17 protein-coding genes are annotated in these 14,197 nt (G+C 73.4%); 11 read left to right on the top strand and 6 right to left on the bottom strand.

All coding sequences use genetic code 11. The features are described from left to right. Nucleotides 1-499: 499 nt before the first annotated feature. The 6 genes from EDD54_RS19435 to EDD54_RS19410 all read left to right on the top strand — a co-directional run bounded on the left by EDD54_RS19435 (nt 500) and on the right by EDD54_RS19410 (nt 5,203). Nucleotides 500-1,372: a 23S rRNA (adenine(2030)-N(6))-methyltransferase RlmJ gene (locus tag EDD54_RS19435; RefSeq protein WP_126538987.1), complete on the top strand. Its 873-nt coding sequence runs from the start codon at nt 500-502 to the stop codon at nt 1,370-1,372. A 165-nt stretch (nt 1,373-1,537) separates the two neighbouring features. Further along, nucleotides 1,538-1,960 (top strand): phage portal protein, encoded by a 423-nt coding sequence (locus tag EDD54_RS19430; protein ID WP_126538989.1) that lies wholly within the window; start codon nt 1,538-1,540, stop codon nt 1,958-1,960. Continuing rightward, the gene (locus EDD54_RS19425) at nt 1,957-2,616 is read left to right on the top strand and encodes a ribonuclease T2 family protein (protein ID WP_126538991.1); all 660 of its coding nucleotides are present in this window, start codon (nt 1,957-1,959) and stop codon (nt 2,614-2,616) included. Before EDD54_RS19430 ends, EDD54_RS19425 begins: the two co-directional genes overlap by 4 nt. 8 nt (nt 2,617-2,624) lie before the next feature. After that, entirely contained in the window at nt 2,625-3,653 is a 1,029-nt protein-coding gene (locus tag EDD54_RS19420) for a DUF1176 domain-containing protein (protein ID WP_126538993.1), read from the top strand. A gap of 22 nt (nt 3,654-3,675) precedes the next feature. Beyond that, nucleotides 3,676-4,287, top strand: a complete 612-nt coding sequence (locus EDD54_RS19415) for a glutathione S-transferase family protein (protein ID WP_126538994.1) — start codon at nt 3,676-3,678, stop codon at nt 4,285-4,287. Nucleotides 4,288-4,354: 67 nt separating this feature from the next. After that, nucleotides 4,355-5,203 carry a TIGR00266 family protein gene (locus tag EDD54_RS19410; RefSeq protein ID WP_126538996.1) on the top strand — a complete coding sequence of 283 codons (849 nt, stop codon included), beginning with the start codon at nt 4,355-4,357 and terminating at the stop codon, nt 5,201-5,203. A 64-nt stretch (nt 5,204-5,267) separates the two neighbouring features. Here EDD54_RS19410 and EDD54_RS19405 read toward each other — a convergent pair whose 3' ends face one another. Then, nucleotides 5,268-6,164, bottom strand: coding sequence for a branched-chain amino acid aminotransferase (locus EDD54_RS19405; protein WP_126538997.1), 897 nt, complete (start codon nt 6,162-6,164; stop codon nt 5,268-5,270). Between the two features lie 269 nt (nt 6,165-6,433). Between EDD54_RS19405 and EDD54_RS19400 the strand changes: the two genes are divergently transcribed. From EDD54_RS19400 to EDD54_RS19390, 3 genes are all read left to right on the top strand, one after another. Further along, on the top strand, nt 6,434-6,958 hold the full coding sequence (locus EDD54_RS19400; protein ID WP_126538999.1) for a MarR family winged helix-turn-helix transcriptional regulator: 525 nt from the start codon (nt 6,434-6,436) through the stop codon (nt 6,956-6,958). A gap of 7 nt (nt 6,959-6,965) precedes the next feature. Continuing rightward, complete coding sequence (locus EDD54_RS19395) at nt 6,966-7,667, top strand: response regulator (protein WP_126539000.1); 702 nt, start codon at nt 6,966-6,968, stop codon at nt 7,665-7,667. Nucleotides 7,668-7,801: 134 nt separating this feature from the next. Next, nucleotides 7,802-9,145: an ATP-binding protein gene (locus EDD54_RS19390; RefSeq protein WP_126541812.1), complete on the top strand. Its 1,344-nt coding sequence runs from the start codon at nt 7,802-7,804 to the stop codon at nt 9,143-9,145. Here EDD54_RS19390 and EDD54_RS23270 read toward each other — a convergent pair. Beyond that, a complete protein-coding gene (locus tag EDD54_RS23270) occupies nt 9,117-9,389 on the bottom strand; it encodes a hypothetical protein (protein WP_208112234.1) in 273 nt (90 codons plus the stop codon). The genes EDD54_RS19390 and EDD54_RS23270 overlap by 29 nt on opposite strands. A gap of 228 nt (nt 9,390-9,617) precedes the next feature. On the opposite strand from EDD54_RS23270, the gene EDD54_RS19380 reads away from it, so the two are divergent. Beyond that, nucleotides 9,618-10,544, top strand: a complete 927-nt coding sequence (locus EDD54_RS19380; RefSeq protein ID WP_126539002.1) for a LysR substrate-binding domain-containing protein — start codon at nt 9,618-9,620, stop codon at nt 10,542-10,544. A 4-nt stretch (nt 10,545-10,548) separates the two neighbouring features. Here the strand turns inward: EDD54_RS19380 and EDD54_RS19375 are convergent, their stop codons facing one another. Then, nucleotides 10,549-10,908, bottom strand: coding sequence for a tRNA-binding protein (locus EDD54_RS19375; RefSeq protein WP_126539004.1), 360 nt, complete (start codon nt 10,906-10,908; stop codon nt 10,549-10,551). Nucleotides 10,909-11,123: 215 nt separating this feature from the next. Between EDD54_RS19375 and EDD54_RS19370 the strand changes: the two genes are divergently transcribed. Further along, nucleotides 11,124-11,492 carry a hypothetical protein gene (locus EDD54_RS19370; protein WP_126539006.1) on the top strand — a complete coding sequence of 123 codons (369 nt, stop codon included), beginning with the start codon at nt 11,124-11,126 and terminating at the stop codon, nt 11,490-11,492. 38 nt (nt 11,493-11,530) lie between these two features. Here EDD54_RS19370 and EDD54_RS19365 read toward each other — a convergent pair whose 3' ends face one another. From EDD54_RS19365 to EDD54_RS19355, 3 genes are all read right to left on the bottom strand, one after another. Then, nucleotides 11,531-12,199: a TetR/AcrR family transcriptional regulator gene (locus EDD54_RS19365; protein WP_126539008.1), complete on the bottom strand. Its 669-nt coding sequence runs from the start codon at nt 12,197-12,199 to the stop codon at nt 11,531-11,533. A 149-nt stretch (nt 12,200-12,348) separates the two neighbouring features. After that, the gene (gene proC, locus EDD54_RS19360; RefSeq protein WP_126539010.1) at nt 12,349-13,167 is read right to left on the bottom strand and encodes a pyrroline-5-carboxylate reductase; all 819 of its coding nucleotides are present in this window, start codon (nt 13,165-13,167) and stop codon (nt 12,349-12,351) included. 160 nt (nt 13,168-13,327) lie between these two features. Further along, nucleotides 13,328-13,828 carry a type III secretion system chaperone family protein gene (locus EDD54_RS19355; protein ID WP_126539012.1) on the bottom strand — a complete coding sequence of 167 codons (501 nt, stop codon included), beginning with the start codon at nt 13,826-13,828 and terminating at the stop codon, nt 13,328-13,330. Nucleotides 13,829-14,197 lie beyond the last annotated feature (369 nt).

Genomic DNA, 14,197 nt, shown 5'->3' with positions numbered 1-14,197 from the left:
GAAGCGACCCTCCCCGGCGCTACGCGCCGACCCTCCCACGAGGAAAGGGTCAGAAGGTGGAATCAGCGGTGCAACAGCGACTACCCTCGCCCCCTCGTGGGGGTGAGGCGAAGCCGAACGCCGAGGAGGCCCGTGACTCCGAGGCAGGCAGGTCGACGGCCGGAGGCCGGCGGGGTGGGGTCCGCGTCCACCGCCCCGACGTCCTTCCCGGCGTCGAGCGTGCGGAAGCGACCCTCCCCGGCGCTACGCGCCGACCCTCCCGCGAGGGGAGGGTCGGAAGGTGGAACCGGCGGTGCAACAGCGACTGCCCTCCCCCTCGTGGGGGTGAGGCGAAGCCGAACGCCGAGGAGGCCATTGCCTCCGAGGCAGGCAGGTCGGCGGCCGAGAGGCCGGCGGGGTGGGGTGGCGTACTCCGCCGCGACGCTCGGGCCGGCGCACCGCAGCGCGCCGACGCCCCCCTTCCCCTTGCCGTCCCGGCGACTCCGGCGTAATCGGCGGCATGAACTATCGTCACGCCTATCATGCGGGCAATTTCGCCGACGTGGTGAAGCACGCCGTCCTCGCGCGCATCCTCGACCGGCTCGGCCGCAAGGACGCGCCCTACCGAGTGCTGGACACCCATGCCGGTGTCGGGCTCTACGACCTCGCCGCCGACGAGGCGCTGAAGACCGGCGAGTGGCGCGGCGGGGTCGGGCGGGTGCTGGAGGCGACGCCGTCGCCGGCGCTGGCCGAATTCCTGGCGCCGTGGCGGCAGGCGCTGCGCGAGGTCAACGGCGGCGACCACGTGCTGGTCTACCCGGGCTCGCCCGCCGTCGCCACCGCGCTCGGCCGGCCGCAGGACCGCTTCGTCTTCAACGAACTCCATCCGATCGACGCCGACCAGCTCGCCGCCACCTTCGCCCGCGACCGCCGCGTCCGCGTCACCGCCGAGGACGGCTGGATCATGCCGCGGGCGCAGCTGCCGCCCGAGGAGCGCCGCGGCGTGCTGGTGGTGGACCCGCCGTTCGAGGAGGCCGGCGAGTTCGACCGCCTCGTCCGCGCCATGCGCGACGCCCACCGCCGCTTCGCCACCGGCGTCCAGCTGTTGTGGTACCCCGCCAAGGGCGCCGGCGCCGTCGCCGACTTCCACGCCGCGGTCGCGGCCGGACCGGTGCGGCGGGTGCTCCGGATCGACCACTGGATCCGCCGGCCGACCGTCGACGGACCGCTCGCCGGCGCCGGCATGCTGGTGGTCAACCCGCCCTGGCCGCTCGCCGACGAGATCGCCGGCGTGATCGACGAACTCGCCGCACTGCTCGCCGCCGGCCCCGGCGCCCGCGGCCGGGTCGACTGGCTGGTCGACGAGGACGGCCGCCCCGCCGCGGACGCGTGATCCCGGCCTCGCGACGGTCCATCCCGGATCCGGACCGTCGCGCGGGCGGCCGATGTTCTCCGGCGCCGGAAAGCCTCGCCGCGGCGGGCGCTTGCGGCGGCGGCCCTTGACCGGTCGGCGCCGCCGACGCATCGTTCGGCCCGACCTTTCGACCGGAGCCGTCCGATGCGCGCCGCCGCGACCCTCGCCGTCCTCGCCGCCCTGACCTCGGCCGCCGCCGCGGCCGATCTCGCCGCGCCGGGCGCCGGCGTCGCGGAGGCCGGCATCCCCGCCTGCGACGACGCAGGTGTGCTCTCCACCATCGTCGCCCGCCAGAACGCCGCCGAGCGCGACACTTGGCACGACGGCGTCCGCATCGCGGCCGTCGACGCGCCGCGGCAGAGCTATCCGGGCGTCCGCTTCGTCAGCGCGATCGCCCACCGCCACTGCGTGGCGACCGCCGTGCTCGGCCCGCGGCGGCACGACCGGCTCTATTACGTGATCTCGGCCCGCCAGGGCTTCGCCTCGCTCGGCTGGGGCGTCGAGTTCTGCCTGCCGCGCCAGGACTACTACCGCGTCTACGACGCCGACTGCCGGGTGCTGAAATGACCTCGGCGGCACGCCGGGCGGTGGCCGCGGCAGCGCTCGCCGCCACGGTGCTGGCGCCGGCGGCGGCACGGGCCGACGGCAAGCCCGGCGACTTCGACTTCTACGTCCTGGCGCTGTCGTGGTCGCCGTCCTACTGCGAGGCGGCCGCCGACGACGAGGGCTCGGCGCAATGCGACGGCGGCCGACCCTACGCCTTCGTGGTCCACGGCCTGTGGCCGCAATACGACCGCGGCTACCCGGACTTCTGCGCCGCCGACCGGCGCGACCGGCCGTCGCGCGACGCGGTCGAGGCGATGCTCGACATCATGCCGGACCCGGGCCTCGTCCGGCACGAATGGGCCAAGCACGGCACCTGCTCGGGCCTGTCCTCGACGGACTACCTGGCGCTGGTGCGCCGGGCCCGCGCGGCGGTGACGGTGCCCGCCGAGTTCGCCAAGGTCGACCGCTACCGCACCGTCGCGCCGGCCGCGGTGGAGCGGGCGTTCCGCGACGCCAACCCGGGGCTCGCCGCCGACGGCGTCGCGGTGACCTGCGACGGCCGCCGCCTGCGCGAGGTCCGGATCTGCCTGACGCGCGACCTCGCCTTCACCGACTGCCGCGAGGTCGACGCCCGCGGCTGCCGCAAGGCGTCCGTCACGATGCCGCCGGTGCGCTGAGGCCCGCCATGTCCGCCCTCGCCCGGGCCGCCGCCATCCTGCTGCTCCTCGCCGCCGCGCCGCCCGCCGCGGCCGACGTGGTCGAGCGCTTCGGCGGCGTCGAGATCCGCTGCGACGACGCCCGCGCCTGCACCGCCTCGATCCGTGCCGAGGGCGACGGACCCGGCAGCGTGCTCCGGATCGCTCGCGGCCCGGCCTCGCGGGCGCGCTGGACGCTGTCGATCGCCACGCTCGGCGCCCTCGCCGACCGCGACCGCCCGGTGGCGGTGACGGTCGACAACGGCGTCGGCGTCCGGCTGCAGCCCATCGCCGACTACGCTCCCTTCGTCGCGCCGACCGACTTCTACGTGCTGTCGCAGTCGGCGCTGGACCGGCTGGTGGTGCGGCTCTTCACCGGGGCGTCGCTGCGCTTCTCCTACGTCGACGTCGCCGGCGCGCCGCACACCGACGTGTTCCGCCTGCGCGGCCTCGCCGACGCGCTCGACGCCATCGACGACGTCCAGCGCCGCGTCGTCGGCGACCGCCGCTTCGGCCGACCCGAGGGGTTGGAGCCGGCGCCCGCGGTCGACCGCCGCGCGCTGGTGGCCGGCGCCGGCGTGCCGCCGCGGCTCGCCGAGTGGCACGCGGTGGCGAGCGGCTGCGAGGCGGCGGACTCGGCCGACCTCGCCGCCGTGGCGCCGATCGTCGCCTCGGTGTCGGACACCGCCACCGTCTACGCCCTGCCCTGCTTCCGCTCGGCCGGCCGGACCGCGTTCCGGCTCTACGAGATCGAGAGCGGCGAGATCGGCGGCATGCACCTCCTGGTCTTCGCCGGCTGGTCGCCGCGGCTCGGCTGGTTCGGCACCGACACGCTCGACGACGTCGAACTCGACGGCGCCCGGCTCGCCGGCGGCACCCGCGATCCCGGCGGCTGCGCCGGCCGCGGCACCTGGAGCTTCGACGCCTACGCCTACCGCCTCGACCGCTTCGAGGCCGCCGACCGCTGCGGCGCCGATCCCGGCCCGCTGCGCCCCGTCTTTCCCACACCCACCCCGTGACCCCCGCAGGACCACAGCCAGAATGACCGACTTCGTCCTCCGCTCCTCGCCGCCCTCGCCCTTCGGCCGCAAGGTCAAGATCGCCGCCGCGGTGCTCGGCCTCTCCGACCGCATCACGGTCAAGGTCACCGACACCAACGACCCCGCGGATTCGATCCGCCGCGAGAACCCGCTCGGCAAGATCCCGGCGCTGATCACCGCCGACGGCACCTGCCTCTACGACAGCCGGGTGATCGTGGAATATCTCGACCACGTCGCCGGCGGCGGCCGCATCCTGCCGACCGACCCGGCCGAGCGCTTCCCGGCGCTGGTGCTGCAGGCGACCGCCGACGGCATCATGGACGCCGCCATCCTGCGCCGCTACGAGGTGGCCATGCGCGCCGAAGGCGAGCGCAGCGCCAAGTGGGACGCCCATCAGGTCGGCAAGATCGAGCGGGCGGTGGCCGCGCTCGAGGCCGCGCCGCCGCCGCAGGGCCGCGTTTGGATCGGCGACATCGCGCTCGCCTGCGCGCTCGGCTACCTCGACTTCCGTTTCGACGGCACCTGGCGTGCGGAGCATCCGCGGCTGGTGGAATGGCTCGACGCCTTCGCCGCCGCCGTCCCGGCCTTCGAGGCGACCCGGGTGAAGGTCTGAGTCCTGGCGGTCGCCGGCGACCACGCGCGTCGGCGACCGTTGCCGCGGGAAGAGAGGAGAGCAGGCAATGGTCTGGGGATCCGTTCCGTCCGTTCCCGTCGCCCGGCACACCGCCGGCGGCGGTGCCGACGACATCGACTTCGAGATCAAGGGCGCCGAGATGCAGTTCGTCGAGATCGAGCTCGATCCCGGCGAGAGCGCGGTGGCCGAGGCCGGCGCGATGATGTTCAAGGCGCCGTCGGTGACCATGACCACCGTGTTCGGCGACGGCTCGGGCGCCGGCGGCGGCCTCCTCGGCAAGCTGATGGGTGCCGGCAAGCGGCTGATCACCGGCGAGAGCCTGTTCACCACCGTGTTCACCCACGAGGGCTCCGGCAAGGCGCGCGTCGCCTTCGCCGCGCCGTTCCCGGGCCACATCCTGGCGATCAAGCTCGACACCGTCGGCGGCACGCTGGTGTGCCAGAAGGACTCGTTCCTGGCCGCCGCCAAGGGCGTCTCGCTCGGCATCGCCTTCCAGCGCCGGATCATGACCGGCCTGTTCGGCGGCGAGGGCTTCGTGATGCAGCGCCTCGACGGCGACGGCTGGGTGTTCGTGCACATGGGCGGCACGCTGGTCCAGCGCGAGCTCGCGCCCGGCGAGGAACTCCACGTCGACACCGGCTGCGTCGCCGCCTACACCGCCGGCGTCGACTTCGACGTCGTGCGCGCCGGCTCGATCAAGTCGATGATCTTCGGCGGCGAGGGCGTGTTCTTCGCCCGTCTGACCGGGCCCGGGACGGTCTGGCTGCAGTCGCTGCCGTTCTCGCGCTTCGCCGGCCGGATGTGGGCGGCGGCGCCGCAGACCGGCGGCGGCGGCCAGGGCGAGGGCTCGCTCCTCGGCGGTCTCGGCCGCCTGCTCGACGGCGACAACCGCTGAGGGCGGGGGTGAGGAAAAGTCCCCGCGCGCCGAGCGGAGAGCCGGCGCGCGGGGCGTTTCGGGATCACTCCGCCGCGACGGCGGCGGGCTTCGGCTGCACTTCGGCCATGTAGTCGTTCATCAGCGTTTCGGTGATCGTCGCCGGCTTGAAGACGTGCGGGCCGATCTCCGACACGGGGGTGACCTCGGCGGCGGTGCCGCAGATGAAGCACTCGGTGAAGCCACCCAGCTCCTCCGGCATGATGTGGCGCTCGACCACCTCGATCCCACGGCGGCCGGCGAGTTCGATCACGGTCTGCCGGGTGATGCCGTTCAGGAAGCAGTCCGGCGTCGGGGTGTGGACCTTGCCGTCCTTGACGAAGAAGATGTTGGCGCCGGTCGCCTCGGCGACGTAGCCGCGATAGTCGTACATCATCGCGTCGGCGTAGCCCTTGGCCTCGGCCGCGTGCTTGCTGATCGTGCAGATCATGTAGAGACCGGCGGCCTTGGAGCGCGACGGCGCCGTCTTCGGGTCCGGGCGGCGGTACTCGGCGATGTCGAGGCGGATGCCCTTCAGGCGCTCCTCCGGCTTGAAGTAGCTCGGCCACTCCCAGACGGCGATCGCGAGGTGGATGGTGTTGTTCTGCGCCGAGACGCCCATCATCTCCGAACCGCGCCAGGCGATCGGGCGGACGTAGGCGTTCTCGAAGCCCATGCGCGCCAGCGTCTCGTCCTTGGCGGCGACGATCTCGTCGACGGAGTACGGGACCTTGAAGCCGAGGATGCGGCCGGACTCGATCAGGCGCTCGGCGTGCTGGCGCGACTTGAAGATCGCCCCGCCGTAGGCGCGCTCGCCCTCGAACACGGCGCTGGCATAGTGCAGGCCGTGGGTCAGCACGTGCACCTTGGCGTCCTTCCAGTCGACGAATTGGCCGTCGAACCAGATGACACCGTCGCGGCTGTCGAAGGGAACGCTCGCCATGATCTTCTCCCACTTCCCGTTGTCGGGTCGGCACCGGCCGACCGCCGTTGTGGCGCCCGCCGTCGCGGCGGGTCGCCCGGGCGCGCGAGGCGCTCCCACGGGGATGCGCCGTTCGTGACCCATGTTTTGCGTCGCGGCATCGGGCCGGCTATGGTTCGCTCCCGGATCGGGAACGGCAGCGGGCTCTTCGGGGCCGGATCGACGCTCGCGCGACCGATCCTTTCGCCGTGACGGATCCTCAAGTAACAAACGAACCCGAATAAGTCAACATGGCTGACGTAAATTTCGCCGCCGACGCCACCACGGCGCGCCCCGCCGCGCCGGCCGTGCTCGCGCCGGACGCCGCGACGATCGACTTCGAGCTGATCGAACTCTTGTTCTTCGCCTATCGCGACTTCGTCGGCGAGCCGGACCAGACGCTCGCCCGCTTCGGATTCGGCCGGGCGCACCACCGCGTCCTGCACTTCGTGTCGCGCAATCCGGGCCTGCGCGTCACCGACCTGCTCGACACCCTGCGGATCACCAAGCAGAGCCTCGGGCGCGTCCTCAAGGAACTGGTCGACAAGGGCTACGTCGAGCAGGAGCAGGGCGCGGTCGACCGCCGCCAGCGCCTGCTGCACGCCACCGAGCGCGGCCGTGCGCTGGCGCTGGAACTGTCGGCGCGCCAGTCGGCCCGGCTCGGCCGGGCGCTCGCCGGCCTGCCGCCCGAGGCCCGCGGCACCGTGCGCGACTTCCTCGCCCGCATGATCGACGCCGACGCGCCGCGCGGCGCCGTCGCCGACGACGCGGAGTGATGCCGCGATGGCGCCGCGCCCGCCCTCCGACGACGCCGGCCACGTGCTCGTCGTCGACGACGACAGCCGGATCCGCCAGCTGATCGGCCGCTATCTCGGCAACAACGGCTTCCGCGTCACCGGCGCCGGCGACGCCGCCGAGGCGCGCCGCAAGCTCGCCGCGATCGACTTCGACCTGATGGTGCTCGACGTCATGATGCCCGGCGAGGACGGGCTGTCGCTGACGGCGTCGCTGAAGCGCGAACGCGACGTGCCGATCCTGCTGCTGACGGCGCGCGGCGACCCCGACGACCGCATCCGCGGCCTCGAGGCCGGCGCCGACGACTATCTCGCCAAGCCGTTCGAGCCGCGCGAACTCCTGTTGCGGCTCGCCAACCTGATGAAGCGCCGACCCGCCGAGGCCAAGGCCACGCCGCCCGAGACCGTGCGCTTCGGCCGCTTCGCCTACGACCTCCGCCGCGAGGAGCTGCGCGACGGCGACGAGGTCGTGCGCCTGACCGACCGCGAGCGCCAGCTGCTCGGCCAGTTCGCCGCCGCACCCGACGGCATCGTCGGCCGCGACCAGCTCGCCGGCCCCGACGCCGACGTCGGCGACCGCGCGGTCGACGTCCAGATCAACCGGCTGCGCCGCAAGATCGAGGACGACCCGGCCAACCCGGTCCACCTGCAGACCGTGCGCGGCGTCGGCTACCGGCTGCGCTGGGAGTGAGCGGCGTGGCCGGCCCGTCCCACGACCCGGACGACGACGGCGGCGAGGCCGGCGTCGGGACCGGTGTCGTCGGGCGCGCGCTCGATCGCGGCGACCGCTGCGCACGGGCGCTGCGCCGGGCCGTCGCGCGGGTGATGCCGCGGCCGGTGCTGCGCTCCTGGCGCGCGCTCGCGGGCGCCATGGGCCAGGTGCTGCCGAAGAGCCTGCTCGGCCGCTCGCTGATGATCGTCGTCACGCCGATGCTGGTGCTGTTGTCGGTGCTGACCTTCGTGTTCATGGACCGGCACTGGGCGCTGGTGACGGCGCGGCTGTCGTCGGCGGTGGTGCGCGACATCGCGGCGGTGGTCGACCTCGTCGAGCACCAGCCGCCGGGCACCGACGTCGCCGCCATCCTGCGCGTCGCCGCGAACCGGCTCGACCTGTCGGTCGAAGTCCTGCCGGCGAGCGCCTTCGCGCCGGCGCCGCGCACCGGCGGCCTGCTCGGTTCGACGCTGTCCTCGGAGATGCGGTCGCGGCTGGGCCGGCCGTTCTCGCTGGCGATCGACGAGGCGACGACGACGATCGAGATCCGGGTGCCGATCGACCGCGGCACGCTGCGCGTCACCTTCCCGCGCAACCTCGCCTACGCCGCCAACTGGCACTTCTTCCTGGTCTGGATGGGCGTGGTCGGCGTGGTGCTGATCGTGCTGTCGATCATCTTCATCCGCAATCAGGTCAAGCCGATCCAGCGGCTCGCCAACGCCGCCGAGGCCTTCGGCAAGGGCCGGCCGATCGGCGCCTTCTCGCCGCAGGGCGCGCGCGAGGTCCGCCGCGCCGCCCTCGCCTTCCTGGAAATGCGCCGACGCATCGAGCGCCAGATCGACCAGCGCACCACCATGCTCGCCGGCGTCAGCCACGACCTCAGGACGGTGCTGACCCGGTTCCGGCTGGAACTCGCGCTGCTCGGCGAGGGCGAGGACGTCGAGCCGATGCGGCGCGACGTCGACGAGATGGAGGCGATGCTGGAGGCCTATCTCGCCTTCGCCCGCGGCGATCTCGACGAGGCGGCGGTGCCGACCGACGTCGCGGCGGTGATCGCCGACGTGGCGGCGCGCCAGCCCGAGGGGCGGCGGGTCGAGGCGAGTTTTTCCGGCGATCCGGTGGTGACGGTGCGGCCGGGCGCGTTCCGGCGGCTCGTCGGCAATCTCGTCGGCAACGCGGTGCGCTACGGACACGGCAAGGTCGCCGTCGCGGCGGAGCACCGTGGCGGCTGGCTGAAGGTGGTGGTCGACGACGACGGGCCGGGTATCCCGGCCGAGGAACGCGAGGCGGTGTTCCGCCCGTTCTACCGGCTCGACCGGGCGCGCAACCAGGACGCCCCCGGCACCGGGCTCGGGCTCACCATCGCCCGCGACGTCGCGCGCGCCCACGGCGGCGACGTCACGCTGGCGGCGAGCCCGCTCGGCGGGCTCAGATGCGTCGCGCGGCTGCCGGGTTGAGGCCGATGCCGCCGAAGCCGGACGACGCCGGGGCGTCGACGACGGCCTGACGCAGGCCCGGGCCGCGGCGCAGCCGCACCGGCTCCCACGGCAGCCGCGCCCGCTCGGCGCGGATCGACGGCACGTCGAAGCCGACGTCGGCGGCGAGATGCGGATCCTCGACCAGCCGAGCCAGGGCGGCACGGAAGCGGGCGCGCTCGCGCCAGGTGGCGAAGCGGCGGGCGAGATCGGACGGGGCGAACATGGCGGTCTCCTGGCGACGCGGACGCCGCTCGCGCAAGCTCCGGGGAGGCGGAGCGCGGGGCGGTGGTCCGGGTCTGGTCGTTGGTGGGGGCTGTGTCCCCGCCGGTCGCCGCATCGGGCGACCCATGGCGGATGACGTCACCGGTCGCTTGCAATATGCTCAAGGTCGCGATGGCCTTCAAACGGGTTTTTCGCGGGCCTGACATTCCGAAAACTCAACCGTTGACAAATGGTCACCCGGCGCCTGCCCTCCCTAAACGCCCTGCGCGCCTTCGAAGCCGCCGCCCGGCTCGGCGCGCTCAACCGCGCCGCCGACGAGCTGTCGGTGACCGAGAGCGCGGTCAGCCGCCAGATCCGCGTGCTCGAGGACGAACTCGGCGTCGGCCTGTTCCGCCGCGTCCATCGCGGCGTCCGGCTGTCGCCGGCGGGCGAGCGGCTGGCGTCGGCGCTGGGGCAGGCGTTCGAGACGATCCGGCGCGGCGTCGACGAGGTCCGCAAGGGCCCGGCCGAGATCCGTGTCCGCGTGCTGCCGACCCTCGGCACCCGCTGGCTGCTGCCGCGGCTGTCCGCGTTCGAATCGGCCCATCCCGATCTCAAGGTCCGCGTCAGCGTGCTGTGGGAATCGATGACGCCCGACGACGTCGAGCACGACGTCGGCATCGTCATGGACGAGAACCGCTGGCCGCCGGAACGGCTGATCGCGCTGTTCCGCGAACGGCTGACGCCGGTCTGCTCGCCCGCCTACCTGAAGCGGATCGGCCGGCTCGACACCCCGGCGGCGCTGCGGCGGGCGCTGCTCTTGCACTGCTCCGGCGCGCCGGACTGGCCTCTCTGGCTGAAGCAGGCGGGCTTCCCGGAGGCCGAGACCGACGGCGGCGAGTGGTTCGACACCATGGACATGGCGCTGCGCGCCGCCGAACGCGGCCGCGGCGTCGCCATCGCCGATCTCGCCATGGTCGCCGACGACCTCACGCTCGGCCGGCTGGTGCGGGCGAGCGGCATCGTCGTCACCGACCGCACCAACTACCACGTGGTGCGCCGCGACACCGGCCGCGCCCGACCGGAGGTCGACCGCTTCGTCGACTGGCTGCTCGCCGAGGCGGCCGCCACCGACCAGGGCGACGGCGAGACCGCGGCGGTGACCGAGGAGGCGTGAAGGCTCAGAACAGCCGGCCGCCGATCGGCACGTCCTTGTCCGGGCCGATCAGCACGACGGCGCCGTCGGCGTCGGGGACGCCGAGGGTCAGGACCTCCGAGCGCATCGGGCCGATCTGGCGGGGCGGGAAGTTGACCACCGCCAACACCAGCTTGCCGACGATCGCCTCCGGCTCGTAGTGGACGCGGATCTGGGCCGACGACTTCTTGACGCCGATCTCGGGCCCGAAGTCGATCGTGAGCTTGAGCGCCGGCTTGCGCGCCTCCTTGAAAACCTCCGCCGCGACGATGCGGCCGACGCGGACGTCGACCTTGAGGAAGTCGTCGAAGCCGATGGTCGGCGCGGCGGCGGAAGTCTCGGTCACGGGCGGGGTCTCCTCGGGGGGCTGTGTCGCCCAAGTCCTAGACGATCGCCCGGGCGGGGAAAAGGCGGCGGCGAGACGCGGAGCCGCGGAAAAATCCACCGAACCGGGACGAAGTCCGGGGAAAGCGGACCGTAAGCGGATCCCGAGGCCGGCGACGCGACAGCGACCGGCGCAAGAACGAAAATCCCCAGCGATCCCGATCCCCCGGAGCCATCATGACCAAGACCGTCGCCGCCCTGTTCGCCGCTCTCCTCGCCGGCACCGCCGCCGTCGCCGCCGCCGAGATGCACCCCTCGGTCGCCGGCGTGCACGCCTACGCCCCGTTCGCCGCGATCAGCGAGACCGCCGGCTCCAAGCACGTGGTCGGCTGGTTCGAGAGCACCGGCGAGGCCTGCCGGATGACGCTGGTGGTCGCCGAGCGCGACGACGAGACGCTCGCGGTCGAGCCGACCCGCGTCGCCTTCACCGTCGCCGCCGCCGACGTCGCCGAACTCGCCACCGGCGCCGGCTCGGCGATCCGCGTCGCCTGCACCGCCGACGCCGACGCGGTCAAGGTCGCCACCTTCGAGCCGACCGCGATGTGACACGGACGGTGACGCCCCGGAGCGGGGCATCCCGATCCTCAGATCCCCGCACCGGCGGAGACGTCCTCCGCCGTCGCGCTGCCGCGGCGCCGGCCGCGGCCGAAACCGCCGCCGAACCGGCAGGCGGCCCGCTTGGCGCGGTCGAACAGGTCCTCGGCCTGTTCGCCGCGCCGGAGCGCCTTGTCGACCGCCACCATGGTGCGGGCGAGGCCGGGGTCGTGGTCGTCGACGAAGACGTCGAGGATGCGGACCCAGGCGAGCGCGAGTCCGCGCGCCCTCAGCCGGCCGGCCGGACCGGCCGCGGGGATGCCCGCCTCCGACAGCATGAAGGTCATCGAGCGCACCGCGATCGGGCCGATCGCGGCCGCGAGCAGCGGATCGCGCGTCACCGAGCGCGCCAGCATCCGCATGGCGTCGCGATGCGGCGCGAGCGCGTCGAGACGGCGCATCAGCACGTCGAACAGCCGGTCGCGCGCCGGTTCGCCGGCCATCGCCGGGTCGTGGCGGGCGAGCACCGCGAGGTCGACCCGCCGCGCGTGGGCGGCGAGGATCGCGAGCTTGCCGTCGAAATGCGCCCGGAGCGCCTCGAGGCCGACGTCGGCGTCGCGCGCGACGTCGGCGAGTTCGATCGCGCCGAGCGGCGTGGTCGCGAGCCGCCCGAGGAAGGCGTCGACGATGCGGTCGGTGACGGCGGTATCCTCGCTCATGTCCGGGTCTCCCGTGGACGGTGTGGTCCCCGGAACATATGGGCGGGCGGGCGCCGTGCGGAAGGGTTCAGAGCCTGTTTCAAAAGTCGGCGGGCTCGGTCCGCCGGTGCTTTTCCGCCGTCGGTTCGTCGCCAATCCTCGCCGATGCTTCAGCCGGCGAGTTCGCGCCCGCGCTTCGCCGCTGCGGCGACCGCGGCCGTCATCAGCGGCTGCAGCGCGTCGTCGGCCATCAGCACGGCGAGCGCCGCCGCGGTGGTGCCGGCGGGCGAGGTGACGTTGCGACGCAGCGTCGCCGGGTCGAGCTCGGAGGCGGCGAGCAGCGCGCCGGCGCCGGACACCGTCTGCCGCGCGAGCAGCGCCGCCAGATCCGCCGGCAGCCCCGCGGCGCGGCCGGCCGCGGCCAGTACCTCGGCGAGCAGGAAGACGTAGGCCGGCCCGGAACCCGACACCGCGGTGACCGCGTCCATCAGGCCCTCGTCGTCGATCCAGGCGGTCGCGCCAACCGCCCGCATCAGCGCGTCGACCACGGCGCGCTGCTCCGGCCCGACCGCGGCATTGCCGACGCCGACCGACATGCCCTGTCCGACCTGCGCCGGCGTGTTCGGCATCACTCGGACGATCGGCCCGTCGCCGAGCGCGCCGCCGAGGGTGGCGAGCGTGGTGCCCGCCGCCACCGACACCACCACCGTCTCCGGCCCGACCACGGGCGCGACCGCGGCGAGCACGCCGGCCATCATCTGCGGCTTCACCGCCAGCACCAGCACCGCCGGCGCCGCGAGGCCCTCGACGGTGGTGGCGTGCGCGAGGCCGTGGCGGGCGACGAGGTCGGCCATCTCCGGCCCGAGCGCGGGATCGACCAGCGTGACGGCCGCCGCCGGCAGGCCGCGGTCGAGCCAGCCCGCCAGCATGGCGCCGCCCATCTTGCCGGCGCCGACGAGCACGAGGGACGAAATCGCGGACAGGGCCATGGCACTCCACCTGATCGAAACGGGGTCTCGGGCCGATCTAGCCGTTCCGGGCGCGTGCGCACAAGCCCGTGGCACGGCGGCACGAGCGCCCAAGAAGAAGCCCGGCGGTCGGGGGACCGCCGGGCTCGGGTGTTCGCATCCCTGGTGAAACGGCGGTCGCTCAGGCCTCGCCGACCGTCTCGATCAGGGCGTGGTCGAGCGCCTCGCGGGCGCTCTTGCCGGCCCAGACCACGAACTGGAACGACTGGTAGAAGCGGTCGCAGCTCTCGAGCGCGTGCTCGAGCATGGCGCCGATCTGCTCGTCGCTGGCCTCGATCTGGCCCGCGAGCAGCAGCGCGTGGCGGTACATCACCACGCCCTCGGCCTGCCAGAGGTCGAAGTGGCCGATCCACATCTGCTCGTTGATGAGGGCCAGCAGACGCGTCACCTCGGTGCGGCGCGTCTCGGGGACCTTGATGTCGAAGGCGCAGGCGAGCTGCAGGGCCTCGATCTCCTCCATCCAGGAGAAGGAGACGTGGTAGTCGCACCAGTTCCCCTGGATCGACACCGTGATCTCGTCGTCGCCGGAGCGCTCGAACGTCCAGTCGTTCTGCGCGGCGATGACCTCGATGGTGTCGACGGGGTTGCCCGGCCGTTCGGAGTTGACATCGATGAGGGTCACGATCGACCTCCAGGGTTGCGGCTGCTCCGCAGCTCGCGCTTTGCGAACGGGATCGGCCCTTTCCGGGTGGTGCGTCCCGGAGGTTTTCCGAACCCAATCGATCCGTCGGCCGCCCCACCGGATGGAGGGTGCGGACGGCCGTCCGGGTGATCCCGCGGCCCGCGACGGGGCGGAACCGCGGAAATGGGGCCAACCCTGGCGCCCGACGGCCGGAGCCGGGGCGCGAATCTCGATTGGGCCCAATATGGAGCAGATTCGTCGCTTTGGAACGACCGCACTGCGCACGCGGTGAAAAAGCGGTGGACGCATGGCGTTTCGGCCACGGTTCCCGAGGGACCGCGGCCGAGTCCGGTCGTGGATGTCGAAAGA

Source organism: Oharaeibacter diazotrophicus, from assembly GCF_004362745.1.
Lineage (GTDB): Bacteria > Pseudomonadota > Alphaproteobacteria > Rhizobiales > Pleomorphomonadaceae > Oharaeibacter > Oharaeibacter diazotrophicus.
Note: the sequence above shows the minus strand (reverse complement) of the source record. Positions and strands in the feature narration are given on the sequence as shown.